General features: G+C 70.9%; 28 protein-coding genes, 5 pseudogenes and 1 riboswitch. Of the genes and pseudogenes, 15 read left to right on the forward strand and 18 right to left on the reverse strand.

Annotation, left to right across the window (positions count from 1 at the left end; all coding sequences use genetic code 11):
• Positions 1 to 453: 453 nt before the first annotated feature.
• Positions 454 to 609, reverse strand: coding sequence for a hypothetical protein (locus tag FCI23_RS56810; protein WP_169317007.1), 156 nt, complete (start codon positions 607 to 609; stop codon positions 454 to 456).
• Between the two features lie 63 nt (positions 610 to 672).
• On the opposite strand from FCI23_RS56810, the gene FCI23_RS30935 reads away from it, so the two are divergent.
• Positions 673 to 939, forward strand: coding sequence for a hypothetical protein (locus FCI23_RS30935; RefSeq protein ID WP_136727261.1), 267 nt, complete (start codon positions 673 to 675; stop codon positions 937 to 939).
• A gap of 208 nt (positions 940 to 1,147) precedes the next feature.
• Here the strand turns inward: FCI23_RS30935 and FCI23_RS30940 are convergent, their stop codons facing one another.
• Entirely contained in the window at positions 1,148 to 2,008 is an 861-nt protein-coding gene (locus FCI23_RS30940) for a helix-turn-helix transcriptional regulator (protein ID WP_136727262.1), read from the reverse strand.
• Positions 2,009 to 2,134: 126 nt separating this feature from the next.
• On the opposite strand from FCI23_RS30940, the gene FCI23_RS30945 reads away from it, so the two are divergent.
• Positions 2,135 to 3,130, forward strand: a complete 996-nt coding sequence (locus FCI23_RS30945; protein ID WP_136727263.1) for an aldo/keto reductase — start codon at positions 2,135 to 2,137, stop codon at positions 3,128 to 3,130.
• 503 nt (positions 3,131 to 3,633) lie between these two features.
• Here FCI23_RS30945 and FCI23_RS60300 read toward each other — a convergent pair.
• Positions 3,634 to 3,809, reverse strand: a pseudogene (locus FCI23_RS60300) (aldo/keto reductase); the annotation flags it as partial.
• A gap of 314 nt (positions 3,810 to 4,123) precedes the next feature.
• Positions 4,124 to 4,750 (reverse strand): isochorismatase family cysteine hydrolase, encoded by a 627-nt coding sequence (locus tag FCI23_RS30960; RefSeq protein ID WP_246144218.1) that lies wholly within the window; start codon positions 4,748 to 4,750, stop codon positions 4,124 to 4,126.
• Between the two features lie 163 nt (positions 4,751 to 4,913).
• Between FCI23_RS30960 and FCI23_RS30965 the strand changes: the two genes are divergently transcribed.
• The 4 genes and pseudogenes from FCI23_RS30965 (at position 4,914) to FCI23_RS30985 (ending at position 7,521) form a co-directional block, all read left to right on the forward strand.
• Complete coding sequence (locus FCI23_RS30965) at positions 4,914 to 5,495, forward strand: TetR/AcrR family transcriptional regulator (RefSeq protein WP_136727265.1); 582 nt, start codon at positions 4,914 to 4,916, stop codon at positions 5,493 to 5,495.
• Positions 5,496 to 5,642: 147 nt separating this feature from the next.
• Positions 5,643 to 6,058: pseudogene (locus FCI23_RS30970) on the forward strand (SRPBCC family protein).
• Positions 6,059 to 6,166: 108 nt separating this feature from the next.
• Positions 6,167 to 6,286 (forward strand): annotated as a pseudogene (locus FCI23_RS30975) (IS607 family transposase); the annotation flags it as partial.
• An 848-nt stretch (positions 6,287 to 7,134) separates the two neighbouring features.
• Positions 7,135 to 7,521, forward strand: coding sequence for a hypothetical protein (locus FCI23_RS30985; protein ID WP_136727266.1), 387 nt, complete (start codon positions 7,135 to 7,137; stop codon positions 7,519 to 7,521).
• Positions 7,522 to 7,539: 18 nt separating this feature from the next.
• Here FCI23_RS30985 and FCI23_RS30990 read toward each other — a convergent pair whose 3' ends face one another.
• Both FCI23_RS30990 and FCI23_RS30995 read right to left on the reverse strand, forming a co-directional pair.
• Complete coding sequence (locus FCI23_RS30990) at positions 7,540 to 8,358, reverse strand: class I SAM-dependent methyltransferase (RefSeq protein WP_136727267.1); 819 nt, start codon at positions 8,356 to 8,358, stop codon at positions 7,540 to 7,542.
• A gap of 122 nt (positions 8,359 to 8,480) precedes the next feature.
• Complete coding sequence (locus FCI23_RS30995; protein WP_136727268.1) at positions 8,481 to 8,708, reverse strand: hypothetical protein; 228 nt, start codon at positions 8,706 to 8,708, stop codon at positions 8,481 to 8,483.
• Between the two features lie 48 nt (positions 8,709 to 8,756).
• On the opposite strand from FCI23_RS30995, the pseudogene FCI23_RS63960 reads away from it, so the two are divergent.
• A pseudogene (locus tag FCI23_RS63960) lies at positions 8,757 to 9,206 on the forward strand (hypothetical protein); the annotation flags it as partial.
• On the opposite strand, the pseudogene FCI23_RS31005 reads toward FCI23_RS63960, so the two are convergent.
• Positions 9,103 to 10,050: pseudogene (locus FCI23_RS31005) on the reverse strand (TIGR03621 family F420-dependent LLM class oxidoreductase); the annotation flags it as partial. The pseudogenes FCI23_RS63960 and FCI23_RS31005 overlap by 104 nt on opposite strands.
• A gap of 109 nt (positions 10,051 to 10,159) precedes the next feature.
• Between FCI23_RS31005 and FCI23_RS31010 the strand changes: the two are divergent.
• The gene (locus FCI23_RS31010) at positions 10,160 to 10,387 is read left to right on the forward strand and encodes an antitoxin (RefSeq protein ID WP_136727270.1); all 228 of its coding nucleotides are present in this window, start codon (positions 10,160 to 10,162) and stop codon (positions 10,385 to 10,387) included.
• On the forward strand, positions 10,384 to 10,755 hold the full coding sequence (locus FCI23_RS31015) for a fic family toxin-antitoxin system, toxin component (RefSeq protein ID WP_136727271.1): 372 nt from the start codon (positions 10,384 to 10,386) through the stop codon (positions 10,753 to 10,755). Before FCI23_RS31010 ends, FCI23_RS31015 begins: the two co-directional genes overlap by 4 nt.
• 38 nt (positions 10,756 to 10,793) lie before the next feature.
• On the opposite strand, the gene FCI23_RS31020 is transcribed toward FCI23_RS31015, so the two are convergent.
• The 3 genes from FCI23_RS31020 to FCI23_RS31030 all read right to left on the reverse strand — a co-directional run bounded on the left by FCI23_RS31020 (position 10,794) and on the right by FCI23_RS31030 (position 12,761).
• On the reverse strand, positions 10,794 to 11,384 hold the full coding sequence (locus FCI23_RS31020) for a DUF4865 family protein (protein ID WP_136727272.1): 591 nt from the start codon (positions 11,382 to 11,384) through the stop codon (positions 10,794 to 10,796).
• Positions 11,384 to 11,947: a TetR/AcrR family transcriptional regulator gene (locus FCI23_RS31025; protein ID WP_136727273.1), complete on the reverse strand. Its 564-nt coding sequence runs from the start codon at positions 11,945 to 11,947 to the stop codon at positions 11,384 to 11,386. The genes FCI23_RS31020 and FCI23_RS31025 overlap by 1 nt, the downstream gene beginning before the upstream one ends.
• Positions 11,948 to 12,080: 133 nt before the next feature.
• Positions 12,081 to 12,761, reverse strand: coding sequence for an esterase/lipase family protein (locus FCI23_RS31030; protein WP_136727274.1), 681 nt, complete (start codon positions 12,759 to 12,761; stop codon positions 12,081 to 12,083).
• Between the two features lie 234 nt (positions 12,762 to 12,995).
• Here FCI23_RS31030 and FCI23_RS31035 point away from each other — a divergent pair, with 234 nt between their 5' ends.
• A complete protein-coding gene (locus tag FCI23_RS31035; protein ID WP_136727275.1) occupies positions 12,996 to 15,053 on the forward strand; it encodes a helix-turn-helix transcriptional regulator in 2,058 nt (685 codons plus the stop codon).
• A 453-nt stretch (positions 15,054 to 15,506) separates the two neighbouring features.
• On the opposite strand, the gene bioD is transcribed toward FCI23_RS31035, so the two are convergent.
• From bioD to bioB, 3 genes are read right to left on the reverse strand one after another with little or no spacing between them, the layout of a single operon-like run.
• Positions 15,507 to 16,229 (reverse strand): dethiobiotin synthase, encoded by a 723-nt coding sequence (gene bioD, locus FCI23_RS31040; RefSeq protein WP_136727276.1) that lies wholly within the window; start codon positions 16,227 to 16,229, stop codon positions 15,507 to 15,509.
• A 21-nt stretch (positions 16,230 to 16,250) separates the two neighbouring features.
• Positions 16,251 to 17,564, reverse strand: coding sequence for an adenosylmethionine--8-amino-7-oxononanoate transaminase (locus FCI23_RS31045; protein WP_136727277.1), 1,314 nt, complete (start codon positions 17,562 to 17,564; stop codon positions 16,251 to 16,253).
• Positions 17,557 to 18,741, reverse strand: a complete 1,185-nt coding sequence (gene bioB, locus FCI23_RS31050; protein WP_136727278.1) for a biotin synthase BioB — start codon at positions 18,739 to 18,741, stop codon at positions 17,557 to 17,559. Before bioB ends, FCI23_RS31045 begins: the two co-directional genes overlap by 8 nt.
• Before the next feature lie 332 nt (positions 18,742 to 19,073).
• Between bioB and FCI23_RS31055 the strand changes: the two genes are divergently transcribed.
• Positions 19,074 to 20,216 (forward strand): 8-amino-7-oxononanoate synthase, encoded by a 1,143-nt coding sequence (locus FCI23_RS31055; protein ID WP_136727279.1) that lies wholly within the window; start codon positions 19,074 to 19,076, stop codon positions 20,214 to 20,216.
• A 204-nt stretch (positions 20,217 to 20,420) separates the two neighbouring features.
• Positions 20,421 to 20,849 (forward strand): ATP-binding protein, encoded by a 429-nt coding sequence (locus FCI23_RS31060; RefSeq protein ID WP_136727280.1) that lies wholly within the window; start codon positions 20,421 to 20,423, stop codon positions 20,847 to 20,849.
• A 30-nt stretch (positions 20,850 to 20,879) separates the two neighbouring features.
• Here the strand turns inward: FCI23_RS31060 and FCI23_RS31065 are convergent, their stop codons facing one another.
• The 5 genes from FCI23_RS31065 to FCI23_RS31085 form a co-directional block, all read right to left on the reverse strand.
• On the reverse strand, positions 20,880 to 21,365 hold the full coding sequence (locus FCI23_RS31065; RefSeq protein ID WP_136727281.1) for a DUF6328 family protein: 486 nt from the start codon (positions 21,363 to 21,365) through the stop codon (positions 20,880 to 20,882).
• Positions 21,331 to 21,975, reverse strand: a complete 645-nt coding sequence (locus FCI23_RS31070; protein ID WP_246144220.1) for a GNAT family N-acetyltransferase — start codon at positions 21,973 to 21,975, stop codon at positions 21,331 to 21,333. The genes FCI23_RS31065 and FCI23_RS31070 overlap by 35 nt, the downstream gene beginning before the upstream one ends.
• Positions 21,976 to 22,253: 278 nt before the next feature.
• Positions 22,254 to 22,727: a C40 family peptidase gene (locus FCI23_RS31075; protein WP_136727282.1), complete on the reverse strand. Its 474-nt coding sequence runs from the start codon at positions 22,725 to 22,727 to the stop codon at positions 22,254 to 22,256.
• A 3-nt stretch (positions 22,728 to 22,730) separates the two neighbouring features.
• Positions 22,731 to 22,907, reverse strand: a riboswitch (cyclic di-AMP (ydaO/yuaA leader).
• 316 nt (positions 22,908 to 23,223) lie between these two features.
• Positions 23,224 to 23,529 carry a hypothetical protein gene (locus FCI23_RS31080; protein WP_136727283.1) on the reverse strand — a complete coding sequence of 102 codons (306 nt, stop codon included), beginning with the start codon at positions 23,527 to 23,529 and terminating at the stop codon, positions 23,224 to 23,226.
• Between the two features lie 6 nt (positions 23,530 to 23,535).
• Positions 23,536 to 24,150: an ATP-dependent Clp protease proteolytic subunit gene (locus tag FCI23_RS31085; RefSeq protein ID WP_136727284.1), complete on the reverse strand. Its 615-nt coding sequence runs from the start codon at positions 24,148 to 24,150 to the stop codon at positions 23,536 to 23,538.
• 56 nt (positions 24,151 to 24,206) lie between these two features.
• On the opposite strand from FCI23_RS31085, the gene FCI23_RS31090 reads away from it, so the two are divergent.
• The 3 genes from FCI23_RS31090 (at position 24,207) to FCI23_RS31100 (ending at position 25,371) form a co-directional block, all read left to right on the forward strand.
• The gene (locus FCI23_RS31090) at positions 24,207 to 24,500 is read left to right on the forward strand and encodes a type II toxin-antitoxin system Phd/YefM family antitoxin (protein WP_136727285.1); all 294 of its coding nucleotides are present in this window, start codon (positions 24,207 to 24,209) and stop codon (positions 24,498 to 24,500) included.
• Between the two features lie 244 nt (positions 24,501 to 24,744).
• Entirely contained in the window at positions 24,745 to 25,047 is a 303-nt protein-coding gene (locus FCI23_RS31095; RefSeq protein WP_136727286.1) for an urease subunit gamma, read from the forward strand.
• A gap of 18 nt (positions 25,048 to 25,065) precedes the next feature.
• Complete coding sequence (locus FCI23_RS31100) at positions 25,066 to 25,371, forward strand: urease subunit beta (protein ID WP_136727287.1); 306 nt, start codon at positions 25,066 to 25,068, stop codon at positions 25,369 to 25,371.
• The last annotated feature ends 77 nt before the right edge of the window (positions 25,372 to 25,448 follow it).

A 25,448-nucleotide genomic window follows, 5' to 3' on the forward strand; every position in this document is an offset into this window, starting at 1 on the left:
GAACACCGCGGGGCGGCTCTCACGCGGAACCTGTCGACGACGCACCAGCGCCGCCGAGCGGACCGGCTTCCACCACCTGTACGCCACCGGAGTCCACACCCTCACCCCGAGGTTCGGACCCCACCGCCACGACAGACGGCCACGCCGCGCCCGAAAAGCCTGAATCACTCAGGCACACACAGAGTTCCAGAGACGCTGCGGTGCGCAAGATTGAGCAGGGCAGGAACCCGGCGGGCGTCACGGTCGAGCTCCGCGACGGCACATACCGGTTGAGCAAATCGTGGGAGTTCGGTGCGGCCGACTCCGGCAGCGCCGGTCACCCGGTCGTGTGGCAGGCAGCGCCGGGCGCGCACCCGGTGATTTCCGGCGCCACCCGGGTCACCGGCTGGTCCCAGGTCGGCAGCACCGGCGTGTGGTCGGCGAGCATGCCCGTGGCAGCGCCAGCTGGCAGCTCTACGTCGACGGCACGGAAGCGTCCATCGCGCAGGCCACGCCGGCGGGCTGCTGTTCACCCAGCACACCACGATTGCGCACAACGACCTCTACGACCTGCCGTACACCGGCATCACCGCGGGCGTCATCGAGGGCCACGTCGACGACGCCAACCACCCACAGAACTCCACCAACATCAACGCCGACAACACGATCAGCGACAACCTGATCTTCAACGTCATGCAGGTGCTCGCCGACGGCGGGGCGATTTACATGGAAGGCCACCAGGCGCAGTACGTCTACCAGGCCGACGGCACGATCGACGCGGCGGCCACGCTCGCCAACGGCCTGCACGTCACCGGCAATGTCGTGTACAACGATGGCGCCAGATACAACGCGTTCTATGACGACGCGGGTTCGGAATGGATCACCATCAGCGGCAACGCGGAGTTCCACCCGCTGAGCTCACTCGGCCAGGGCGGCTGCTCGGCCACCGGCCACTTCTAGCGTGGATGGGCGAGACAGGAGTACACCCCAGCATGGTCAGCACCACCACCCCCGCTTCGGCTCCCGGAGAGGATCCGGCACCGCGCCCGCTCCGGTTCCGGCTGACGCGGACCCGGAAATCGGCCGCCCAGCAATCCTGCAGCTCGGGGACGGCCATTCCGCCGACCGGACCGCCGAATACCGAGCCGGTGCCCCGTGGTCGGCCGCTTCACCGTACGGGCGTGCCCGTTGCCCCCGTGGGGAATTCCTCGATGCCGAGTACCCGCAGCAGCTCCAGCCGCTCGCGGGCCTCGGCGTCCCCCGGGGTGAGCACCAGCAGTTGCTGGCCCTGGTCGGGAGTGACCAGGGTCTCGCAGTCCATCAGCAGGCGGCCCACCCTCGGGTGCAGGAAGGTCTTGCGGTCGGCGCGCCGGACCGCCACCTCGTGCTCGGCCCAGAGTCGGCGGAAGTCGGCGCTCGCGGCCTGCAACCGGTCGACGAGTCCTGCGACCGTGGGGTCGCCGGACCGGCGGCCGACGACCGCGCGCAGGTCGGCCACGAGCTGGCGGGCGTGGTACTCCTGCTCCTCGGGCGGGTGGACGGCGCGGGCAGCGGGGTCGGTGAAATAGCGGTGCACGACGTAGCGCCGGTCGCCGGAGAAGCCGGTGTGGTCGCCCATCAGCAGGACGGCTGCCCGGTTCTGGGCGAGGACCTCGCCCAGGTCGGACAGCACCAGGGCCGGGGTGTCGCCGAGCAGGTCGAGCATGCGGATCAGGCCGGCGCGGGCCAGGCGGGCCACCCCGTCGGCGGGCGGGGGCCGGTGGCCGGCCAGGTGGAACAGGTGGTCGCACTCGTCGTCGGAGAGGCGCAACGCCCGGGCCAGCGCGCCGAGCAGCTGGGTCGAGGGCTGACTGCTGCGGCCCTGCTCGAGGCGTACGACGTAGTCCACCGACATGCCGGCGAGCATGGCCACCTCTTCCCGGCGTAGGCCGGTGGTGCGGCGGCGGGGGCCGTCGGCGATGCCGACCTCGGCCGGGCGGATCGCCTCGCGGCGGCGGCGCAGGAAGTCGGCGAGCTGGTCACGTTCCATGGCCCCATGGTCCCTCGCGAGGGCGAGCCGAGCCAGGGAGCGGCTCTCCCATGATGAACGCTCCGCTCCCGTACGTCGCGGCGCGGGCGCAAGGTGGGTGACAGATCGACGACGAAGGAGAACGCGATGCAGATACGAACCCTGGGCAGCACCGGCCCGGCCGTTTCCGCGCTGGGCCTGGGTGCGATGGGCATGTCGGGCGCCTACGGCGCGGCCGACCGCGCGGAGAGTATCGCCACCGTGCACGCCGCGCTGGAGGCCGGCGTCACCCTGATCGACACTGGCGACTTCTACGCCATGGGCCACAACGAGTTGCTGCTCGCCGAGGCGCTGCGCGGCCGGGACCGGGACAGCTACAGGCTGAGCGTCAAGTTCGGCATGCTGCGCGGGCCGGGCCCGGAGTCCGGCGGGACTGATGGCCGTCCCGAGGCGGTGAAGAACTTCCTGGCCTACTCACTGACCCGGCTGGGCACCGACCACATCGACATCTACCGTCCCGCCCGGCTGGACCCGGCGGTGCCGATCGAGGAGACGGTGGGCGCGATCAAGGAGATGATCGACGCCGGGTACGTGCGGCACGTCGGCCTCTCGGAGGTCGATGCGGCGACGATCCGCCGGGCGCACGCCGTGCATCCGGTCGCCGACCTGCAGATCGAGTACTCGCTTCTGTCCCGCGCGGTGGAGGCTGAGATCCTGCCCACGCTGCGGGAGCTCGGCATCGGCCTGACCGCGTACGGCGTCCTCAGCCGCGGCCTCATCTCCGGGCACTGGTCCGCCGGCCACACCGCCGGCCCCGGCGACTTCCGCGCCTTCAACCCGCGGTTCTCGAGCGGGAACGTGGAACACAACCTCGCCCTCGTGGAGGCGCTGCGCCGGGTCGCCGAGGCGAAGGGGTGCACCGTCGCCCAGCTGGCCATCGCCTGGGTGGCTGCACAGGACGAGGACATCGTTCCGCTGGTCGGCGCTCGCACCCGCGAGCGGCTGGCCGAGGCGCTGCCCGCGATGGAGCTGAACCTCACGACGGACGACCTCGCCGAGATCGAGAAGGCGGTGCCGCAGGGCGCGGCGCGCGGCGACCGATACCCGTCCGCGTTCATGTCCAGCCTCGGCGTGGGGAACTGAGTCCGGCTCTCCGGCGGGGCCCGCTCCGGCGCGGGTTCCGCCCTGAAGTCGGCACCCTGGGCAACGAGGTTCTGTCCCGCAAAGTGTGAGCCTGGGCAGAGCAGGGCCACGGCGGCAAGCGTCCGGCCGTAGCCAGCGGCATCCCGGTTCCGCAGGACGCACCAGCCTGGACCGTCTTGATCAATCACGGTTGAGGGGACAGAGCCCTCTTCTCGCGAACGGAGCCAACCGTTGACGCGGTTCGCGGATGGGACCACCTCGGCGACTGCCGCTCCTGACTGGCGGCCAGAATGCCATCGGCGTCCGGTCGAGGGTCAGAGCGCGCTGGTCGGGGCTGCGGTGGTCGCGCAGGCGACGCGCGGCGTCGGCGCAGCGCATCGCAGTGCGTTCGCCGATGCCGAAGACAGAAGCCAGGTGCAGCGCGTCCGGTCCGTGGCTCAGAGCTTCTTCCAACTGGCGGTCCATGCTGCAGTCGGCGGTCCTGCCGTCGGTGGCGGGATGCGTCAGGCGGCGGTGCGTTCGCTGACGGGTCGGCGGCGGAGGCTCGCCTGCTGGAGAGCCGGCGGCACGTATGCCTGGTCGGCGTGCCGACGTCGGTGCCCGGCGGGACGATCTCGTCGATCCGGTCGAGGATGTCGTCGGTGAGTGCAACGTCGATGCCGGCGAGAAGGTCGTCGAGGCGGCAGTGGCGCAGGAAGTCGGCCAGTTCGGTTCTGTCCACACCTCCCCCATGCCCCGGGACGCCGGACGCAGCCAGGGACTGCCCGTCCCCGGATAAGGACGTCTCTCCCGCCGGCGCCCGCACCGCCGCACGCTGGAAGCCGGCTCGGCGGACCGGCGGCGCCCCGCAGGTGCGACGAGACGAGCACCGGAGGGGTGTCGCGTGCCACAGGTGCCGAGGGCTGGCCCGTCGCGGGGTTGAGGGCCTTCATCGTGCCATCGGATGCCGGTACGGACGACGAGCCGATCAGCATGTCTCCGGTCAGTGTCATCTCAGTGCTCTCCCTTCTCCAGCGCCTGCAGGAGTTCTGCGGTGGTGGTGATGGTGTGGGCGTAGGCGGGGCCGTTGAGTTCGTGGGCGGCGTGCATCATCTCGGGCTCGAAGGCGGCGGTGGCGTCGCGGACGAGGGTGACGTGGTAGCCGAGTTCCATGGCGTAGCGGCCGGTGGTGCAGGTGTTGGCGAGCATGCCGATGACGATGACGTGGGTGATGCCGTGCTGCTTGAGCTGGAAGTCCAGGTCGGTGTTGGCGAAGCCGCTCTGGGCCCAGTGCTCCTGGGCGATCACGTCACCGTCGGCGGGCCGGAAGTCCGGGTGGAACTCCCCGCCCCAGGTGCCCAGCGCGAAGATGTGGCGCTGCTGCCCATGCACCCGCTGGCTGGGGCTGGGGTGGTCCCAGTCCTCGTAGTCGCCTTTCTGCCAGCGGCGGTGGGGGATGAAGAGGATCTGCAGGTGTGCCTGGCGGCCGGCGGCGACAACGGCGCGCAGGTTGTCCAGCAGGCCGACGTCGGTGGCCACGGGCTTGGCCTGGGGCCAGAGCTTGCCTCCCTCGGACAGGAAGTCGTTGTAGGGGTCGACCAGCAGGACCGCGGTGCGGGTGGGGTCGTAGGTGTCGGTCACGGTGCGTCCTTTCCCAGCGTGGATGAATTTCATCATCCACATTCGGGGCGCTAGACGTCATCCCGAATGTCAAGGGAGGGTGTACCTCCCTCGGGAAACGTGTATGATGTTCGTCATCCACATTTGATCGGTGCAGCCTGCCGGATATCGGGGAGGTCACGAGATGGGTCACTCCCAGGCAGCCAAGACGGAGTCGCGTGAGCGGGTCCTGCGGATCACCGCCCGCCGTATCCGCGAGGAGGGGATGACCCGCCCGGGCGTCGCGGACCTGATGAAAGAGGCGGGTCTGACCCACGGCGGGTTCTACAAGCACTTCGCATCACGCGACGACCTGATGAATCAGGCTGCGGCGCTGGCTCTGGCCGACGGGGAGACCAAGATGACGGAGGCCGCTCGTCGGAACCTCGAGGAGCCCCGCACGGGATTGATCGACGATTACCTCAGCACCCGCCACCGTGACGCTCCTGGAACAGGCTGCGCCGTGGTGACGCTCGGCGCTGCGGCAGGCCGCGGCGGTGCCGAGATGAAGGAGGCGTACGAAAAGCAGGTACAGAGCTATCTGGCGCTCATCAGCGAGACGGGGGACGGCGACGACTCCGATGAGGCGCAGGCCGACGCCATGCTCACGCTCAGCGCGATGGTCGGCGCGTTGCTGATGTCGCGGGCGGTTGCCGACCCGCAGTTGTCCGATCAGCTTCTGCAGACGGTCGCCGAGCGGCTCAAGCGCTCGACCGCGAAGGTCTGACCCGGCCGGCACCGACGCCGACCGAGCCGCCGTCTACCAGCTGGCTGCCGTCCTCGCCCCGACCACCCGTCCACCGGCCTGACCTGCCACTACTCCACCCCGGACAGCCTCATATGCTCCGCAACCAACACGTCTTGGAGAAGAATCGTGGCTTCGACTTCGGTAAGCCGGGTTGTCCCCGCCTCCTCTGAGCGCGTGTGGCAGCTCATCGGCGGCTTCGGCTCCCTGCCGGACTGGCTCCCCTACATCCCGCAGAGCACGGCACTGGAGGGCGGCCGGGTACGCCGGCTGAGCAACCCCGGGGGAGAGGTGATCATCGAGCGCCTGGTCGAGTTCAACGAGCAGGAGCGCTGCTACTCCTACGCCATCCTCGAAGCGCCCTTCCCCGTCACCGGCTGCATCTCGACGTTGCGCGTGCACGCCGTGCCCGGCGAGGCAGAGGTCGCCGAGTGCAGTGGTCCGGACGGTTCGTCCCCCAAGGGGTGACCGACGCCGAGGCGGTCGACCTGTTCACCGGCATCTACCGCGGCGGCCTCGACGCCCTGCACAATGCATTGGGCTGAACGCCCTCTCGCACAGCAGGCGCCAGGCGGTGGGGGGTCGGTAACTGGTGGCGGTTGAGTGTCCATGAGTGTCCTTTACTGGTCATGAGTGGTGTATGGGGTTTGCTTATGAACCTGACGGAATGGGCACGGGCGCAGGGGATCGCTCCCCGGACTGCGTACCGCTGGTTCCGTGAGGGCACGTTGCCGGTCCCTGCGGAACGCGTGGGCCCGCGCACGATCCTGGTCAGGCCCTAGGCGTATCGAACGCGGGTCGTCGGATTCACGGCCGCGGAGATCGGCCGGAGCGACGGGGCGGTCACCTCGGTCATCATTAGCTCCCGCCCGCAAGCCGTCGCGGGATCTGCTGGCCGACGTGGAGGTCGAGCTGATCGGGAAGATCTTCGAAAGGAACCGCGATCACGCCGCCGGGCGTCGACGCCTGCCAGGGAACGTTCACTGCACGCCGCGCAGCGCGATCCGCGGCGGACGATCCGTGGCGGCAGTTCCACTGGGAACGCGCTGTCAGGATCTTTGGCCCTGCAGGAGCCGGCGCCTTCCGGGACGACCTCTCTGAAGCGGAGATTCTGGAGCTGGGCGGCGGGCACTTTCTGCTCGCAAGCCATCTGGACGGGAGGCTGACATGGATCGGTTCGTGATCGCCGGCAGTGTTCGACGGCGACCGGCTACTGGGCCAGGTCGACGTGCGGGTGGCGGATGGGCTCATCACCGAAGTCGGCGGCCGGCCCCAGGATGGCGAGCGTGTGGTCGACGGCTCAGGGGCAACTTTGCTGCCCGGCCTGATCGACGCACACACCCATGCCGACCGGGACGCGCGGCGAGCGGCGCTGACCTTCGGGGTGACCACCGAGCTCGACCTGCTGTCGATGCCCGAGGTGATGGGTGCGCTGCGCCGCGAGGTCGCCGCCCGTACCGAACCTGGCCGACGTCCGCGGCGCCTCGGTGGGCCTCAATGTGCCACACGGCCAACCGCACCAGCTACGCCGGGGAATGGGCGATCCGGTCTGGCCGACCGCGACACGGCCGGACGAGGTGCCAGGCTTCGTGGCCGACCGGCTGGCGGAGGGAGCCGACTTGTGGGACTCTGTCGCCCGATCCGCGGTGAGAGCCGATTCGATCAGCCTCACCAGCACGTTCACCGTGAGCCGCCGGTCGGTTGCGTCGAACTCGAAGAGGCCTACCGCCTCGCGCCGCGGCTGCGCTCCCACGAGATGTCCGAGGAGACGTCGTTCGAGCCCGGCGACGTGGTCGCTCACTGCAGTTGGGTCGTGCACGGCACCGACGCCAACGTCGGCACCCGGCCGCGGTGGGTGTACCGGCCGCTGTTCTTTCCCGCCGACGCGGTCTACATGGGCGTGCCGTCGCCGACTATCGCGGGACGCGGCATCGGGCCGTTCGAGATCCTCGACCATCCCGACTTCCCGATCACCTACGAGCCCACGGCGGCTCGTGCGGGCGGATGATCGCACGAGCCGGTGCGGTCACTTGCGGACGAGCATCACTTCGGTATCACCAGGCCAGTCCCAGAAGACCCCTTCGGGGGAGCGCTCCTTCAGTAGTTCGCGCACCTCGTCGGCGAACTCTTCGATGTGATCGCCGAACAGGTGCGGCGCCGCGAAGGACATGGAAAAGTAGTTGGACAGCACGCCGTCGATGTCCTGCACGTGGTCGGGGATGCCGGGGGCGAAGAGCACCCGGGGCGCGCCGAACCGGCTGCTGGCTAGGGCGTCCTGGAGGCTGAGGGCCTGAACCGGCGCAGTGCTCTGACCCGCTCGCCTCTTCGATCCGAGGTACTTCCGCACCAGTTCCCGGATCTCGTCGTGCGGGATGCGCGGCGGCCCGGGGCTCGCCGGGACGGCCCGCCCCTCGGCCTGATGCCCGACCAGGATCAGGGCGCCCCCGGGCTCCAACATGTCGTAGATCGCCTCGGCCACAGGAATCTCGTTGGTCCAGTAGAACGACTGGCCGAATGTAACCAGTCGGTACGGCCCGGGTGCCGCCGCGGGGAGCTCCTCGGCCCTGGCCTGGACCCAGGTGATGTTCGCGATGCCCCGTTCGTCCGCGGCCCGGCGGCCCTCGGCGAGCATAGCCGGATCCGGATCCAGTCCGACGGCCTCCCCGAACAGGTGGGCCAGCCGCACGGTCAGGACGCCGGGGCCGCACCCGACGTCCAGGAGTCTTCCGCTGCCGTCCAGGCCGAGTTCCTCAGCGAGGAGTGCCTCGAGCTGGGGAGAGTACGGGGGCCTTCCGCACCGATAGTGTGCAGCCGCGCCATCGTAGAACGTGGGGTCGTATTGCACCGCAGAACACTACAGGGACCCGCGTCGCGGCCGCTACCTCACGCGATCTCGACACGGATGAGTATGGACCCGTTGCAGTCGTCGCATTCGGTCCGTTGGAACGTCACGTCACGTCACGCCCGTCACGCGCCCGGCCGACGAGAAGCGCTGTCCAGCGTGTGGGCTGCCCAGGTCTCGACGCTCATGCCCACGTGGGCCGCGATGTCCCTGAAGCGCCCCAGTTGCTCAACGCTGACCTCTAAGTGCAGGTCTGCCCCCTCGGCTTGGGAGATTGCGGCCCCGGTCTCGTCGGGCGCGGCCGACTGCGCCGCCGCGCGGAGCAGGTCCCGCAGCATCTCCTTGGCCTGCAAGGCGGCCAGGTCTGCTTGCCGAAGGTCACCGTGAAGGTCAACCCGCGTATGAGGAGCTCGCGTTGGCCGCTGCAGAGGTCTTCGGCGTTGCGGCGCAGGAGCTTGCGGACCTCCCAGACGGGGTTGCCCTTGCGGGGGCGGCGTCCGTGCTGTTTCCAGGCGGCGCGCCGGCCGGGCGCCGGCCGGACAGCGCGGACCTGCCCAGTTACTCTGCGAGTTCGCCCGCTTCCTGGCGACTTCGATGAGCTCACCGAGATCCCGCCGCCGGGCCTGCTGCCCCGCAGCGCCGGGCGAGCGCCGCCGCCGTATCTGTATTCGCAGGCGGAGATCACCGCGCTGATCCACGCGGCCCGGCATCTGGCCCACCCCCTTCGCGCGGCGACGTTCGAGTCCTTCATCGGGCTGATGGCCGCGACCGGGATCCGCACCGGAGAGGCGATGGGACTGGACCGGGCCGACCCGGACCTGGACCGCGGTGTCCTGCTGGTGCGGGGGACCAAGTTCGGCAAGTCCCGGCTGGTCCCACTGCACCCCACCACCGTCGAGCAACTTGCCGGCTATCAGCGTCGACGCGACGAACTGTGTCCGCGCCCTTCACGGTGCCGATCAGCAGCGTGGGCAGGTCAAGCAGCTGCTCGGGGGTCACATCCGTTCCGTGCGGCTGGAGTTCGCGGGCCGCTCCGGCGCGGTCGCTGGTCGGGACGACGCGCTGCACGAGGACGTTGAGCTCCGGGTCGGTGCCGTACTCCGCGGTGAACCGCCGCGCGGTGGCCACCCGGTCGGCGAGGGCCTCCGGGCCCAGCAGGCGCATCGAGCCGTCCGTCTTCCCTGGGGCCGGCTCACCGCCGGTGAAGGCCACGATGTCGGCGTGCCGCGCGGCCAGCCGCAACAGCCGGTTGCCGTTGCCACCGAGCAGCAGCAGCGGGCGCGGGCGCTGGGCGGACGCCGGCTCGTGGGCCTCGTCGGACAGCAGCCGGTCCAGCTCCTCCACGGTCCGCTCCAGCCGGTCGGCGCGGTCGCGCGGGGAGCCGTACTCCAGACCGGGCTGCTCGAATTCCGCCCGTACGTACCCCGCGCCCAGCCTCAGCTCCAGGCGGCCGCCGGTGAGCTGGTCGGTGGTCCCCACCTCGCGGGCCAGCAGTACCGGATTCCAGAACGCCGCGTTGAGCACGAAGGTGCCGACCCTGGGCCGCTCGGTGGCCTGCGCCGCCGCGACCGGCGAGGGGAACGGCGCCGGCCAGCCGAGGTGGTCAGGGACCAGCAGTACGTCATAGCCGAGCGTCTCCGCGTGCCTGCACTTCTTCGTCCATTCCGCGCCGGAGGACGGCGATAGGAAATTGCCCCCGAACCTGAACCGCCGGCAGCCCCCTGAACCCTGGTACCCGCTGCCGTCGTGGACACCGCGACCCTAACTGTTGCCCCTACTAGCGGCAGAGCGCTAGCGTGGAGATATGGCCAAGACCCAGTTGAATGTGCGGGTGGACGAATGCACCGCCGCGACGGCCCGGGCGCGAGCCTCGCAGCGAGGGATCAGCGTGAACCGCTACATTGAGGAGCTTGTCCAGCAGGACGCGGGGGAGAGCGGCCGGATGTTCGTGGAGGCCGCTGCCGATTTCATGAAGCAGTACGAGGCCGTGTTCGCCGACGAGTTCGGAACCGAGCGCGAAGGCCGCCGTTGAGCCTCCGTATCGACCTTGCCTGGCTTCTCATGGTCGCCGAGCACAACACTCCCGGCGATCCGCAGGTCACCGACTGGGGCTCGCTGCTCGCCGCGGTCAGCCGCCATCAGGCCGAGATATTCGGCGTCCCCGTCTACCCCGACGCGCACGACCGCGCCGCCGCACTGTTACAGCTGCTGGTGCATGTACCCGCGCTGGAGCGCTCGAATGTCATGTTCGCCTCGGCGGTTGCCTACGCCTACCTGGTGGCGAGCGGGCTCAAGGTCGCCACATCGCCAGAGCAGGTCCGCGAACTGGCCCGAATGGTCAAGGACGGCACGGCCGGGGTCGGTGAGATCGCGGACGAACTGCGTGGCTGGGGCGTCTAGAAAAACGGCGGGAAGTTGATCGTCCGGTAGGACAGGCCCTAGTCCCACTGCCTGCCGACGGGGATCTCGTCCAGATGCGGCGTCGACAGATGCAGCAGCTCATAGCGCACTGCGTCCGCCTCCGAAGCAGCGTGTTCCCAAAGGGTGAGGCGCACGACCTCCCAGTGCCGGGGGTCGACCGCCACCACAGTGGAGTGCACCCCGGGCTCACCGGCCCGCTTCTCAGCCTCGCCCAGTGCCCGCCCCACCACCACCGCCGGATCCGCTCCGGCCGGGACGGGCTCGCTGTGGCGGCTGGCCGCCCGTGGGGCCGCGCGGCGTGCCGGGCCCTCCAGGAAGGCGGCACCTGTCCAGTGGTGGACCGCGGGCCGTCCGAAGTCGTCGATGATGCCGTTGAATCCGCCACCGCCCCACAGGAAGCGGTTCATGCCGGCGGTGTCGTCCCAGAGGTAGCAGGGCGCGTACTGATTGACCGGTGACCCGTCGGTGCCGCGCTCGCGGATGAGGTACGCCTTGAAGCCGAGGCCCTCGTACGCATCGGTGAGGTGGCCGCGGGTGGCCACCCGACGGCGGATGATCTCCATGTCGTAGTCGGCGGGCAGTGTGATTTCGTACTGCATGGCGTACATCAGCGGGCCCCCTGGGCCAGTAGAACGAGTATTCCGTCCACTGCCTGGTCGAACGGTTCCGTGGAATCCGCCGCACGGGCCAGCACATAGCCGCCCTGGAGTACGGCGACGATCGTGGCGGCGGTGCTTGCCGGATCGAGAGCGGACGCGATTTCGCCGCGCTGCCGTCCTTCGGTGAGGACCTCCGCGAGCCGCTGCCGCAGTCGGCCGAAGGTCTCGTCCACCGGCTGCCGCAGCGCTGGGCTGGCGACAATGTCAGGGTCCTGGGTAAGCCGCCCGATCGGGCAGCCCCGCAGTACGTCGCGCTCGCGCCGGAGATAGGCCGTGATGCGTTCCAACGCGGTGCCCGGCTCGGAGAACTGCTCCTCGGCCTTGGCCCGCATCTCCTCGGCCGTGCGCCGGATGGCGGCCAGTGCGAGGTCGGGCTTGCCGCTGAAGTGGTGGTACATGCTGCCCTGGCCGACGCCCGAGCGTTGGAGGATCGCTTTGGGACTGGTGCCCGTGTAACCGCGCTCCCAGAGCAGCTCCCGGGTGCTCTGGATCAGGCGTTCAGGAGTATCCATGGCCTGGACTGTACATACTGGTAGTTACAGAGGGCAAGACCTGGAGTCCGGCCGGTCGGTCCGGGCATGGCAGGTTCCCCGACGCCGGGGAACCTGCCATGCCCGGGACCGCCGGGCAGGCCCTGGCGGCACGTCAGGCGATGAAGTCCCGCACCTGCTGGTAGACCGCGTAGTCGCTGTTCATGTTGGTGTGGGACACACAGCCGACGTCGACATTGGTCGCGCCGGCCAGAATCGCGCTCGAGTTGGGGATCACGGCCTCGTCGCAGTCCGACCAGTAGCTGCCGTAGGTGACGCTGCCCGGCGTCTCGTCACCCGCGTTCAGCGTGGTGAGGAAGCTGCTGCCGGTGTACATCTCGGCACACGAGGTGTAGAGCAACGAGCACAATGAGGCGAGCGAGGTGCCGTGGTTCGTGCCCGCCAGGGAGACAAAGTCATCGACGTAGGAGGTCCCGCTGTCGAACTTCAGATACCAGCGCCCGACCAGGGCGCCCATCGAGTGGGTGACCAGGTCGACCTTGGACGCACCGGTCTTCGCGAGTACCGTCTGCACCTCGGTGGCGAGTTGCGAGGCCGAGGTCTTGTTCGACTGCGTCCAGTCGTAGGACCAGGCGTACAGCTGGTCCGAGGTGTAGCCGTCGGCCTTGAAGTCGGCGACGAACTCGTCCCAGCTGCTGGCTGAACCGCTCAGACCGTGCACGAAGATGACGGGGTCGTGTGTGGCGGCCTGCGCCGGGGGAACGGCGAGTAAGACAAGCAGAGACGCGAGCACGGTGGTGAAGACCGCGGCCGCTGAGCGGGTGAGGCGGTGCATGGTGCCTCCTGAGGCGTGGGGGGACGACAGGAGTGTGAGGGGCGGCCGGAAGCGGCGCCATCGGTGAAATCGCCGGTCTTTACAGGCAGGTGACTCACCAGTAACGTCCACTACGTGGTGAACCCCCCGCACCCCCCACCGCAATCGCCACTGTCACTGTCCCCGCCAGCGGGGGCGGAGCTCCCGGAGGGCGTCCGGGCACGCCTTTTCCACCTCGCTTACGGCGATCCCCGGATGGCCGCCGCCCTCGCCGCCACGTTGAACGCGCGTCAGCTGTCGGGAGCCGAACCCCTGCCGTCCGAACCGGCCGACTGGGACCCCGGGTTGCTGCGCGAGCACCGACAGCGGGTCCGCGGGCTGCCGGACGACACCCGCTATCTGCTGATGCTCGCCGCCGCCGACCAGCACCCCGTACCGACCCACGCCTTCCTGCGTGCCGTGACCGCCGCCGGGCTCGACACCGGCGTGCTCGAACCGGCGGAGGCGGCGGGCATCGCCCACACCGCCACCACCGGCGTCGTCTTCCGCGACCCCTGGACCCGCATCGCCGCCTACGAGACGGCTCCTGCCGAAAACCGCCGCGAGGCGCACCAACTGCTCGCTCGCGTGCTCGGCGGCGACTGGGAGACCCCGCAGCGCGCCTGGCACCGTGCCGCCGCAGCGCTCGGCCCCAGCCGCCGGCTCACCGCCGCACTGACCGCAGGGGCGGCCGAAGCCCGCCGGGGCGGCCGGCCAGCCATCGCCCGGCCCCTTCTCCAGCGCGCCGCCGAACTCTGCCCGGACCCGGGCGCCAGACCCGGACTGCTCGCCCAGGCCGCCGCCGACGCCTGGCGGTCAGGGCAGTCCGACCGCGCCCGCCACCTGATCACCGGCGCCAGGGACGGCCTGCTGCGAGGCATCCTCGCGCTGCGCGGCGGCGACGCCACCGACGCCTTCGCCGAACTCCTGCGCGCCGCCGACGCACTGGCGCCCGCCCACCCCGACCGGGCCGTCCATGTACTCGCCCGCGCCGCCGAAGCCGCCATCTACACCGGCGACCTGCGCCGTGTCCGCCAGGCCGCCGCCGTCGCCGCCCGCCACGGCCTCGAACCGCCCGGCACCATCAGCGGCCTCGCCGTCGCGGTCGAGGGCCGCTACGACGACGCCCGCGACGCCCTCCGCACCGCTCTCGGCCGCTGCGCCACCGGCGAGGACCCCACCCTCCTCATCCACGGCGGTCTCGCCGCCCTGCTACTCGGCGACGACGACCAGGCCGCCTCCGCCACCGTCCGGGCCGTCGCCGCGGCCCGTGCCCAGGGCAACGCCGTCGCTGTGCCCCAGGCGCTCGAATTCCGTATGTACGCCGAATTCTGGACCGGCCGCCCGCACGCCGCCGAGGCCGCCGCCCTCGACGCCCTCCAACAGTCCCACGAGACCGGCCAGGACAACGGCGCCTGCCATCTCCAGGCCGGCCTGGCCATGTTCGCGGCCATCACCGGCGACGAAGCCACCTGTCGCGCCCGCGCCGAGGCCGCCAGGGCTCACGCCCTGCCCCGCAGCCTCGGCCTCGCCGCCGCCCTCAGCGTCTGGGCCCTGGCCTTCCTCGACCTCACCACCGGCCGCCCCGAAGCCGCCGCCGCCCGTCTGCGCGCCCTGGCCGGCTTCGGGCCCGGCCACGGCCACCGCGCCATCCGGCACCTGGCCACCCCGCATTACGTGGAAGCCGCCGTGCGCACCGGCGATACGCGCGTAGCCCTGGCAGCCCTGGCCGACTACGAACACTGGGCCACCGTCGTCCGCAGCCCCTCAGACCTCGCCCTCGCCGCCCGCTGCCGCGCCCTCCTCGCCACCGGCCCGGACGCCGACGAGCACTACCGCACCGCTCTCGGCCTGCACGCCACCAGCCCCCGCGACTTCGAACGCGCCCGCACCGAACTGCTCTACGGATCCGCCCTCCGCCGCCTCCGCCGCCGCGCCGAAGCCCGTGACCGCCTCCACAGCGCCCTGGAGGCCTTCACCTATTTCGGCGCCCCCCACTGCGCCGCCCAGGCCCGCGCCGAACTCCGCGCCCTCGGCGAGCCCGCCCCCCACGGCCGCACCCCGCCCGGCATCATCCGCACCCTGACCGCCCAACAGCTCGCCATCGCCCGCATGGCCGCCGACGGCGCCACCAACCGCGAGATCGCCGCCAGCCTCGTGCTCAGCCCCCGCACCATCGACCACCACCTCCGCGGCGTCTTCGCCCGCCTCGGCATCCGCTCCCGCATCGAACTCGTCCGACTCCTCGCCACCGTCACCGACCCCTTTGTCTAACGCCGCCCTCGCCCCGCTCTGCGGACTCCGACCGGCGAGCGGGGGGGGGCGCCGGCGCGTGTTCCCGCCGACGGTGAGAGGCGATACGGCGCGGCAGGGTGGTTCGGGAGCGGCGGCCGTGCAGGGCACGTATGCCCCCGCAGGGGAGTCGGTTCGGCGACCGCTGGTTCAGCACCGCCCGCCGTGAGCCCGGCGGCCGGCCGCGCGGTTGGCCGCGCGGTTGGCCGCGGGGCCGCAGCGCCGGGCGGAGGAGTTCCTGTCCGCCCGGACCGGCAGCCGCCGACGGCGGGCGTTCACTTGCCCACTCGGAAACAGTCGGTGACGTGGCTCTCCGCCCAGCGGGGCCCCGGGGCCCGGTTATTGGCCGCCGCCGGCACGAGGCACGTGCTCTGCCGCCCGGCGCGGGATGCGGCTCCCCCGGGCGGCCGAAACCCGCGCCGAGGGCGCGGCCCCTCACGCTCCCGGCGTCCACCTCGCGGCGAAGCCGTCCGCGTCCCACACCCCGCCGAGCTGTGGCGCCAGCCACCCCGGCGCCGCCGAGCGGAAGCCCTCCGGCGGCAGCCCACCGGCACCGTCAGGCACCGCGCCGAGCAGCGGCGCACCAGCCGACTCCGGCAGATCGGCGAGGTTGCAGCGGGCGGCGAGGTCCGGGTCGTCGGGCCAGCTGCCGATGACAACGCCCGCGCACCGCAGTGACCGCGAGCGCAGTGCCTCGGCGGTGAGTGCCGCGGAGTTGAGCGTGCCGAGCCCCGCCGGGACGACCAGCAGGGCCTGGGCGCCGAGGATCCGGGCGGCGTCGGCGAGGGTCGAGCCCTCCTCGTCGTAACGTACGAGCAGCCCGCCCGCACCCTCGACCAGCACTACATCGTGGATGGCGGCCAGCTTGGCCGCCGCCTCGGCGATCTCGTCGGGGTGGACCGGGGCCAGCCCGGAGCGCCGGGCGGCGGTGGCGGGGGCCAGCGGCTCGGGGTAGCGGGCGAGTTCCACCGCGGTGACCGGCCCCGCGAGCCGGGCGGCCTCGGCGGCGTCACCGGGCTCGTCGCCGAGGACGCCGGTCTGCGCGGGCTTGAGCACGGCCACGCTGAGTCCCTGCGCGAGCGAGGCCGAGGCGACGGCCGCGGTGACCACGGTCTTGCCTACCCCGGTGTCGGTGCCGGTAATGATCACAATTGCCATGACGCTCCTCTGTTCCCCGTTTCAACCAGCTGCCGCGGCGTCGCATACCGACGCGCAGATCCGGGCCACGTCCTCGTTCCCGGTGACATACGGCGGCATCGTGTACACCAGGTCGCGGAACGGCCGCAGCCACACCCCGGCGCGCACCGCGGCCCGCGTCGCCGCCGCCATGTCCACCTCATGCTCCAGTTGTACGACGCCGATCGCGCCCAGCACCCGTACATCCTTCACTCCCGGCACTCCGGCTGCGGCAGCCAGCCCTTCGCGCAGCCCGGCCTCGATCCGCTTGACCTCCAGCGCCCAGTCCTGGCCGAGGAGCAGGTCCACGGAGGCGCAGGCGACCGCCGCCGCGAGCGGGTTGCCCATGAAGGTCGGGCCGTGGGCGAGGACCGGCACCTCGCCCCGGGCGATGCCCTCCGCGACCCGCGTGGTGCACAGGGCCGCCGCCATTGTCAGATAGCCGCCGGTCAGGGCCTTGCCGACGCACATGACATCGGGGGAGATCCCGGCGTGCTCCGCCGCGAAGAGCGTGCCTGTACGCCCGAAGCCGGTCGCGATCTCGTCGAGGACCAGCAGCACCTCGTGCTCGTCACAGGCCTCACGCAGCACGCGCAGATACGCGGGGGAGTGGAAGGACATCCCGCCCGCGCCCTGCACCACCGGCTCGACGATGACCGCCGCCAGCTCGTCGGCGTGACGGCCGATCATCTCCCGCAGATGCGCCTCGTACGCCGGGTCGGGACCGGCGTCGAAGCCCGGCGGCGGAGCGTCGGCGAAGACCTGGCGGGGCAGCACCCCGGACCAGAGGCCGTGCATTCCGCCGTCCGGGTCGCAGACGGACATCGGCTGCCAGGTGTCGCCGTGGTAGCCGCCGCGCCAGGTCAGCAGCCGCTGCTTGGCGGGACGGCCGAGCGAGCGCCAGTACTGGAGGCACATCTTCACCGCGACCTCGACCGACACCGACCCGGAGTCGGCGAGGAAGACATGCCGCAGCGGCTCGGGGGTGATCTCCACCAGCCGGGCGGCGAGCCGCACGGCCGGCTCATGGGTGAGCCCGCCGAACATCACATGGCTCATCCGGTCCAGCTGGCCGCGTACAGCCTCGTTGAGCACCGGGTGGTTGTAGCCGTGGATCGCCGACCACCACGACGACATTCCGTCCACCAGCTCGCGGCGGCCCTCCGCCGGCTCGGCCAGCCGCAGCCGGACTCCGGCCGCCGACTCGACGAGCAGTGGCTGCTGACGGCCGGGCATGGGTCCGTAGGGGTGCCAGACATGCTCCCGGTCCAGCGCCAGCAGGCCGGCCGTGTCGTGTGCCAAGTGCGGCTCAGGCATTGGGGGGCAGGTCCGTGCCCGCGCCGCGCCGGCGCACGGCGACCAGGTCCGTACGCGCACCGGCACCGGCACCGGCACCGGCGCCCGCGCCTGCCGCCACCGGCTCCGAGGAGCCGGCGTCATCGCACGGCGCGCAGCCTCTGCCCGATCCGCACCCGGCCGCGGCGGTGTCCGCCCGGTGCTCGGGCAGCGTCACCGTGTCCGTCCCCTCCACCTCGAAACCGGCGTCGGCGATCATCTCCAGATCCGCCCGGCCCGCCTGGCCCTCGCTGGTGAGGTAGTCCCCGAGGAAGATCGAGTTGGCGAGGTGCAGTGCCAGCGGCTGCATGCTGCGCAGGTGCACCTCGCGGCCGCCCGCGAGGCGTACCTCCACATCAGGGCAGACAAACCGCACCATGGCCAGGATCCGCAGGGCATGCCGCGGGGTGAGATTCCACTCCTTGGCGAGCGGAGTTCCCTCGAACGGGATGAGGAAGTTGACCGGCACCGAGTCCGGGTCCAGTGCGCGCAGCGCGAAGACCACGTCCACCAGGTCCTCGTCCGACTCGCCCATCCCGGCGATCAGGCCGGAACAGGCCGAGAGCCCCGCCGCCTGGGCCTGCTGCACCGTATCCACCCGGTCGGAGAACTCGTGCGTGGTGCAGATGTCGCCGTATGTCGCTTCCGAGGTGTTGAGGTTGTGGTTGTACGCGTCGGCCCCGGCCTCGCGCAGCCGCTCGGCCTGACCGCCGCTCAACAGCCCGAGGCACGCGCAGACCTCGACGCCCTCGTTCTGCTCCTTGATCGCCTCGATGGTCCGCGAGACCCGGTCCACGTCGCGGTCGCTCGGCCCGCGCCCGCTCGCCACCAGGCACACCCGCTTCGCCCCGCCGGCGACCCCGGCGGTCGCGGCGGCGGCCGCCTCCTCGGGCTTCAGCCAGGTGTACTTGAGGATCTCGGCCTTGGAGCCGAGCCGTTGCGAACAGTACGAGCAGTCCTCCGGGCACAGCCCCGACTTCAGGTTCACCAGGTAATTGAGCTTCACGCGCCGGCCGAACCACTGCCGCCGCACTTTGCCGGCCGCGGCCACCACGTCCAGCACATCGTCGTCGGAGGTCGCCAGCACCGCCAGCGCCTCGTCGCGGGTGGGCAGCTCACGGCGCAGCCCCTTGTCCACCAATGTCGTCAGCAGATCCATTCCTGAATCTTCGCAGGGAATCCTGGCCTTCAGGTCGCAGGGAACGTGATCCTCGGCTTGTTGGCTCGGAGCGCCACTGCTCCGCTACAGTCTGTATTGCGCCGTTGGCGCCGGTCAGGGCTTGGCCGTCATGCAGGTCGCCACGGTGGCCGAGTGAGAAGGCCCTTCCGTCGGGAGGGGAAGGAGTCACAGGGGCGATCCTGGCGTACTGCCCGCCCTGGGCCGAGGACGGCCGCACAACGTGGGCCGTTCGGGGTCGACGCCCACACCGTGACGGACCGGATAGCGCTACGTTGCTGATCCAGGGCCCCGCCGACCTCAGGGACGAACCGATGAGCCGCCACCCGTTCGACTGGATCGACGCCCGTGCCGAGCAGCGTGCCCGCGCCGGACTCGTCCGCACCCTGCGCCCCCGTCCGGCCGAATCGCCCCTGCTGGATCTGGCGAGCAACGACTACCTGGGGCTGGCCCGGCATCCGGAGGTCACCCGGGCGGGCGCCGACGCCTGCCTGCGCTGGGGCGCCGGCTCCACCGGCTCCCGGCTGGTCACTGGCAGTACCGAGCTGCACGCCGAACTGGAGGCGGAGCTCGCCGGATTCTGCGGCTTCGAGGCGGCCCTGGTCCTGGCCTCCGGGTACGCCGCCAACCTCGCCGCCGTCACAGCGCTCACCGGATTCGGCACCCTGATCGTCTCGGACAGCGGCAATCACGCGTCGCTCATCGACGGCTGCCGGCTCTCCCGGGCGGTGACCGAGGTCGTCCCGCACACCGATCCCGAAGCGGTGCGCAAGGCCCTGGACGGGCACGACGGCCCGGCGGTCGTCATCACCGACTCCGTCTTCTCCGTCGACGGCGACGCGGCCCCGCTCACCGAGCTCGCCACCGCCTGCCGCCGGTACGGCGCGGCGCTGCTGGTGGACGACGCCCACGGGCTCGGAGTGCTCGGGGACGGCGGCCGGGGCGCCGCGTCGGCCGCCGGGCTGGCCGGCGCGCCGGACGTCGTGTGCACCGCGACCCTCTCCAAATCGCTCGGCAGCCAGGGCGGTGTGGTGCTCGGACCGGCGCGGGTGATCGAGCACCTGGTGAACTGCGCCCGCACCTTCATCTTCGACACCGGTCTCGCCCCCGCCGCCGCCGGGGCCGCGATGGGGGCGCTGCGCCTGCTGCGCCGCGAGCCGGAACGGGCGGCCAGGGGCCGGGCTGTCGCCCGGGAGCTGTACGAGCGGCTGACCACCGCCGGCCTGGACTCCGTCGCCCCGGACGCCTGCGTGGTGTCGGTACGGGCGCCCTCCGCCGAGGCGGCGGTGCGCTGGGCGGCCGACTGCCGGGCCGCCGGTCTCGCGGTCGGCTGCTTCCGGCCGCCGTCAGTGCCGGACCGGATCTCCCGGCTGAGGCTGACCGCCCGCGCCGACCTGACTGACCAGCAGATCGCGGACGCCGCCCGGGTGATCGTGACGACGGCGCCCCGCGGCTGAGGTCGGTGCCGTCCGCCGGGTGCTGTCTGCCGCGTGAATACGCCTGCGCGTCGCAGTGTTCACCGTTTTGAGCGACAGATGGATGCGTATCGCTGTGGATCGTCCCGAATAGCGGCACGATGGGTGGACTCTGGCGCGAAGCAGCCGCCCGTGGCCGCACCGCTTGCCGGAGGCCCGGTCACGGCGGGAAAGGGAAGCGTCGCCATGGCAGACCGTCAGGAAGCATCCATCACTCTGCCGAGCGCTCCCGCCTCGGTCGCCGCCGCACGCCGCTACGTATGCGAACTTCTGACGGAATGGGGGATGCCGCAAGACGCCTCCGCCGTCCACACGGTGCGGCTCATCGTCTCGGAACTCACCACCAACGCCGTACTGCACACGTTCGGCCAGTCCCCGACCTTCACCGTCGACGTCCGGCTGGAGCGTGACGAGCGGCTGTGCGTCGGTGTCACCGACAGCCATCCACGCTGGCCCCAGCGGCTCCCGGCGGCCGTCCAGGAGGACAACGGACGGGGCATGGTCATCATCCGGCACCTCGCCGCCGAATCCGGCGGCAGGCTCTCGGTGACCCCGACCGCCGAGGGCGGCAAGACCGTCTGGATCATATTGCCCTGGGCCGCCGCCGCGCGGTGACCCAGGGCGCGGTGACTCGCGGCCGGCGGCTCACCGCACCGGACGGTCGCGGCTCAGCGTCCACGGCAACACCGCCCACAGTCCGGCGCACACCGCAAGCGTGGCCACGGCCGCCGCGATGCCCGCGGCCCGGCCGAGAACGACGTCCACGACGAGCAGCACCGCTCCGGTGAAGGAGAGCGCCAGGACGCCCAGCCCGATCCCGGCCAGACGCGAGGACACGCTCACGAGCTCGTGCTTGGCCCTGCGGCGGAACAGCACCCGGTGCAGCGCCGCCGGAGCGGTGAACAGCGCGGCGGCGAGCATCGCCAGCAGCAGTGCCGCGACATAGATGCCGCGCTGCATCGCGTCCAGGGAGGGGAAGCGCTGGGTGAACGCCAGGGTGAGCAGGAACGCGAACAGTATCTGCACCCCGGTCTGTGTCACCCGCAGTTCCTGCAGCAGCTCCCCGAAGTTGCGATCGTCACGCTCCGTCGCCGTCTCATGGCGCTCCGCGCCCGCTGGGATATCGTTCATACCCTGCATCCTGCCCGGAAGGACCGTGCCGGATGTCCTCCGGCACGAGCAGCGCCTCCGCGCCGACGGGTACGAACCCGGCGGCCAGCAGCGCCCGTACGCTCGCCGCGTTGCCGGGCGCCACCTGGGCCCACAGCGGCCCGGCGTCCGGTACGAGGTGCCGGGCCGCCCGGGCGAACAGCCGGCCGAGACCGGTGCCGCGCGCTTTCGGATCAACCTCGACCGCCACCTCCCATCGCCCCGCGACTCCCTGCCCGACCAGCACCATGCCGCCGGGCGTCGTCCGGGCCCGTACGTTCTCGCGGTGGCGCAGCGCCCGGTCGATCCTCGGGTGCTCGTGGTCCACGGCCGGCTCCAGCCGCAGGCCCAGTCCGGACGGCGGTGGTCCCTGCGGGGCGGTGGTGAGCATCAGGATGTCGATGTTGTTCACCCGGCGGCCGATGCGCTCGCACAGCGCACCCAGGAACGGCGGGTTCAGCGGCGCCGAAAGGCTGTCCGGCGGCAGCAGCCCCCGTATCCACCCGGGATCGGTGTCCGCGAAAACCACGGTGTGCCCGGTGAAGGAGATCACCCCCGCGTCGCGTTCCGACGGCTGTGGCACGATGCTCACGCTGCCGTCCGTCGGCGGGAAGACGCCCCGGGCGGCGTCGGCCAGTATCCGGCGCTGCGGCAGCCACCGGCCCGCGGGCGCGCGCGTCGGACGTGATCTGGCGGACGGGATCGAGATACCGCACGTGCACCTCTCGGCGGACGAGGAGGTTCCCGGGCGGCCTCAACATATCCGCCGACAGCTTCCGGCCGCCCGGGAATAGGTTTCGAGGGGCACCGGGGCCGGGACGGCGCCGCCCCGGCCTCCGCGCTACTTCCCTCGGTTCACGTCAGGTCACATCAGTTCACCCGGCCGTACCAGACGCTCCGCGTCCAGATCTTCTCCAGCCGCACCCTCGCCCCGGTCTTGGGTGAGTGCCAGATCTTCCCGTGACCAGCGTAGATGCCGACGTGGTAGACGTAACGCCCGGAGTGAAAGAAGACCAGGTCGCCGCGTTTGCGGTTCTTGCCGGAGATGTGATGGGTGCTGTTGTACTGCGAGGCCGCGGTGCGCGGCAGCTTCTTCCCCGCTTTCTTGTACGAGTAGAGCGTGAGGCCCGAGCAGTCGAACCGGTTGGGACCGGCAGCACCGTACTGATAAGGGGATCCCTTCTTCGACGCCGCGATGTTGAGCGCTTTCGTCGCCAGTGTCGCCGCGTCGGCCTGTGGGGTGAGCCCCGGCAGGACTGCCGGGCCGACCACCGCTGCGGCGGTGAGGGCCGAGGCGGCCCCCATCCGGGAGAGAAGTGCGGACACACCTGTGAGCGCGGTCATTCGTAACCCTTCGTCGTCCGCCTGCGAAGGATGACCTGTCGGGTTCGGGCAGGCGAAGATGCCCGGCCGCAAAGGCGGCTTCACCCCAAGAGGTCGGCCCACAATCCCGTTGGCCGGCCCCGTCGTGCTGGGTCCTCCGCTCCTGCCGAGCCACTCATGTCGACCTGGCATCCGCGGCGGCGGCAGGATTCGGCGTCCGCGCGGACCGCCCCGTCTGGATGGCGGGGGCTTGTCGGTCGAAATGATGATCACCCATAGATGTGCCCGGTTCACAGCTGAAAGGGAGGAATGTGAGTCTCTTCACGGCTCACCTATCCGGGTGAAATGCCGGTGATAACACCATTGTTGTAGGCCCCGTAACAAGCCCGTTACCAGGGCGGTAACACCGCGCTTAGCACACCATGCGGGCGGAGCGCTCGGCTTGAAGCCGCCAAAATACCCGCCCACCGGTACTCCGAAGGGGGTATGGTGCCCGATCCCGCCGCCCCGGAGTGCCTCAGCGAGGCGGTTCCTGAGGCGGTGTCACCAGCCGTGTGCGCCGTTCGCCGTCCAGCACTTCCAGGGCCCGACGCAACGTCGTCGTGTGCATCTCGCTCTCGCCGCGCGTGTGCATCAGCGTCAGCGCGTCACGCAGCTCCGTGGCGCGCCCCACCAGTGCCTGCGCGGCACGCAGCCCGCTGTAGGTGTCGGTGGCCCGGGCGGGGTTGATCCTGCCCAGCAGGTCCACGATCGCCAGATAAGCGTCTATCAGTTCGCCCTCGGCCCTGGTCAGCGCCGGGAGCGGCGGAAGTTCCGGTACCACGACGGGTCACCGCGTCTTGCGGCTGAGGGTGAGCTGGTCGACCAGCCCGTACCCGAGCGCCGCCTCGGCGTCGAAGATGGTGTCCCGCTCGATGTCGGCACGGATCCGGCCGGGGTCCTGGCCGGTGTGCCGCTCCAGGAACATCTCCAGCTGCTCCCGCATGCGCGTGATTTCCCGGGCCTGGATCTCCAGGTCGGAGGTCTGTCCCTGGACCATGTCGTCGAACGACGGCTGACGGATGAGGACCCTGGCGCCCGGTGTGGCCATCCGTTTGCCCGGGGCGCCGGCGGCCAGCAGTACCGCGGCGGACGAGGCCGCCTGGCCGATGCATACCGTCGCGACATCGCAGGTGACGAACTGCATCGTGTCGTAGATCGCGGTCATGGCGGTGAACGAGCCGCCGGGGGAGTTGATGTAGAGGTTGATGTCCTGCTCGGGAGCCGAGCTCTCCAGATGGATGAGCTGGGCCATCACATCGTTGGCCGAGGTGTCGTCGATCGGTGTGCCGAGGATGACGACACGCTCCTGCAGGAGCTTGGAGTAGGGATCCATGGTTCGAACCCCGCTGCTGGTGCGCTCGGTGAACTCGGGCAGGACATAGCGGGCGGCGGGGCGGAGCATGGTGGTACCTCCATGTAAAAAATGTACAGGACGTACATCTCGTTATGATGGGGAGCATGGCCCATGAAGTCCCGGTGACACAAGCGCGTGCAGAGCTCGCGGAACTCATCAACCGTGTTGTCTATGGCGGTGAACGCGTGGTGGTGACCCGCCACGGCAAGCCCCTCATCGCCCTGGTCTCCGCCGCTGACCTGCGGCAACTCGAGGAGGCCGAAACGGCCCCGGAGGAGCAGGTGATCAGCACGATCTCCGCGGTACGCCCATCGGTGTCCGCCACGGGCGAACAGCGGCGTTTCGGCATCGCTGCCGAGTACCGCGGCACGGTGAACGCGCGCCGCGACGACACCTGAACGCCGTACCGCACCAGGGCGCGCGTAGGACGACGCGAGCGCGTGCCCTGTATCCGTCGTGGCCGCCCGGGCCCGGGTTGCGCGTCGCTCTACGCGCGCTGACAGGGCGCGCCGGGAGCACTTGAGTTAACGCGTACGAAACCCTGCCGAACTAGCCTGCGACTTCCGGACAACGGAAGCTCGGATCCGCGGACCAGGGAAGTTCTGCGGTTTCCGCGCGCCGGGACGACAGCGAGGTGTGGCCATGCAACTGACTCCCCACGAGCAGGAACGCCTGCTCATCCACGTCGCCGCAGACGTGGCGGAGAGGCGCCGCGCGCGGGGACTGAAGCTCAACCACCCCGAGGCGATCGCCCTGATCACCTCACATATTCTCGAAGGCGCGCGGGACGGCCGCACCGTGGCCGAACTCATGGCCTCCGGCCGCAAGGTGCTCATCCGTGCCGACGTCATGGACGGCATCCCCGAGATGATCCACGACGTCCAGGTCGAGGCCACCTTCCCGGACGGCACCAAGCTGGTCACCGTCCATGAGCCGATCGCCTGACGGGGAGGAACCGCGCCGATGATTCCCGGAGAGATCCTGTACGCCGATGACCCGGTGCCGCTGAACGCGGGCAAGCCCGTCACCAGGCTCACCGTCCTGAACGCGGCCGACCGCCCCATCCAGGTCGGCTCGCACTACCACTTCGCCGAGGCCAATCCCGGCCTGGAGTTCGACCGCGCCGCTGCCCGCGGCCTGCGGCTGGCCATCGCCGCCGGAACCGCCGTGCGCTTCGAGCCCGGCATCCCCGTCGAGGTCGACCTGGTGCCGCTCGGCGGCGCACGCATCGTCGCCGGACTGCGCGGCGAGATCGGAGGCGCGCTGTGAGCACTGCCCGACCGCCCGAGGGACACGGGGCGCACGAGGCGCACGCTCGCCGAACGGGCGACTGTGACATGAGCCGC

The organism is Actinacidiphila oryziradicis (assembly GCF_005047355.1).
Classification (GTDB): domain Bacteria; phylum Actinomycetota; class Actinomycetes; order Streptomycetales; family Streptomycetaceae; genus Actinacidiphila; species Actinacidiphila oryziradicis.

What these genes read in the sequence shown, in the direction of transcription:
- FCI23_RS31055 (WP_136727279.1), top strand. Translation starts at nt 19,074, where the DNA reads ATGAGCCGCCACCCGTTCGACTGGATCGACGCCCGTGCCGAGCAGCGT.
- FCI23_RS30945 (WP_136727263.1), top strand. Translation starts at nt 2,135, where the DNA reads ATGCAGATACGAACCCTGGGCAGCACCGGCCCGGCCGTTTCCGCGCTG.
- FCI23_RS31085 (WP_136727284.1), bottom strand. Translation starts at nt 24,150, where the DNA reads ATGCTCCGCCCCGCCGCCCGCTATGTCCTGCCCGAGTTCACCGAGCGC.
- FCI23_RS31060 (WP_136727280.1), top strand. Translation starts at nt 20,421, where the DNA reads ATGGCAGACCGTCAGGAAGCATCCATCACTCTGCCGAGCGCTCCCGCC.
- FCI23_RS31035 (WP_136727275.1), top strand. Translation starts at nt 12,996, where the DNA reads ATGGCCGCCGCCCTCGCCGCCACGTTGAACGCGCGTCAGCTGTCGGGA.
- FCI23_RS30940 (WP_136727262.1), bottom strand. Translation starts at nt 2,008, where the DNA reads ATGGAACGTGACCAGCTCGCCGACTTCCTGCGCCGCCGCCGCGAGGCG.
- FCI23_RS31030 (WP_136727274.1), bottom strand. Translation starts at nt 12,761, where the DNA reads ATGCACCGCCTCACCCGCTCAGCGGCCGCGGTCTTCACCACCGTGCTC.
- FCI23_RS31095 (WP_136727286.1), top strand. Translation starts at nt 24,745, where the DNA reads ATGCAACTGACTCCCCACGAGCAGGAACGCCTGCTCATCCACGTCGCC.
- FCI23_RS31010 (WP_136727270.1), top strand. Translation starts at nt 10,160, where the DNA reads ATGGCCAAGACCCAGTTGAATGTGCGGGTGGACGAATGCACCGCCGCG.
- FCI23_RS31090 (WP_136727285.1), top strand. Translation starts at nt 24,207, where the DNA reads ATGGCCCATGAAGTCCCGGTGACACAAGCGCGTGCAGAGCTCGCGGAA.
- FCI23_RS31065 (WP_136727281.1), bottom strand. Translation starts at nt 21,365, where the DNA reads ATGAACGATATCCCAGCGGGCGCGGAGCGCCATGAGACGGCGACGGAG.
- FCI23_RS30965 (WP_136727265.1), top strand. Translation starts at nt 4,914, where the DNA reads ATGGGTCACTCCCAGGCAGCCAAGACGGAGTCGCGTGAGCGGGTCCTG.
- FCI23_RS31100 (WP_136727287.1), top strand. Translation starts at nt 25,066, where the DNA reads ATGATTCCCGGAGAGATCCTGTACGCCGATGACCCGGTGCCGCTGAAC.
- bioB (WP_136727278.1), bottom strand. Translation starts at nt 18,741, where the DNA reads ATGGATCTGCTGACGACATTGGTGGACAAGGGGCTGCGCCGTGAGCTG.
- FCI23_RS31045 (WP_136727277.1), bottom strand. Translation starts at nt 17,564, where the DNA reads ATGCCTGAGCCGCACTTGGCACACGACACGGCCGGCCTGCTGGCGCTG.
- bioD (WP_136727276.1), bottom strand. Translation starts at nt 16,229, where the DNA reads ATGGCAATTGTGATCATTACCGGCACCGACACCGGGGTAGGCAAGACC.
- FCI23_RS31025 (WP_136727273.1), bottom strand. Translation starts at nt 11,947, where the DNA reads ATGGATACTCCTGAACGCCTGATCCAGAGCACCCGGGAGCTGCTCTGG.
- FCI23_RS31075 (WP_136727282.1), bottom strand. Translation starts at nt 22,727, where the DNA reads ATGACCGCGCTCACAGGTGTGTCCGCACTTCTCTCCCGGATGGGGGCC.
- FCI23_RS30935 (WP_136727261.1), top strand. Translation starts at nt 673, where the DNA reads ATGCAGGTGCTCGCCGACGGCGGGGCGATTTACATGGAAGGCCACCAG.
- FCI23_RS31020 (WP_136727272.1), bottom strand. Translation starts at nt 11,384, where the DNA reads ATGTACGCCATGCAGTACGAAATCACACTGCCCGCCGACTACGACATG.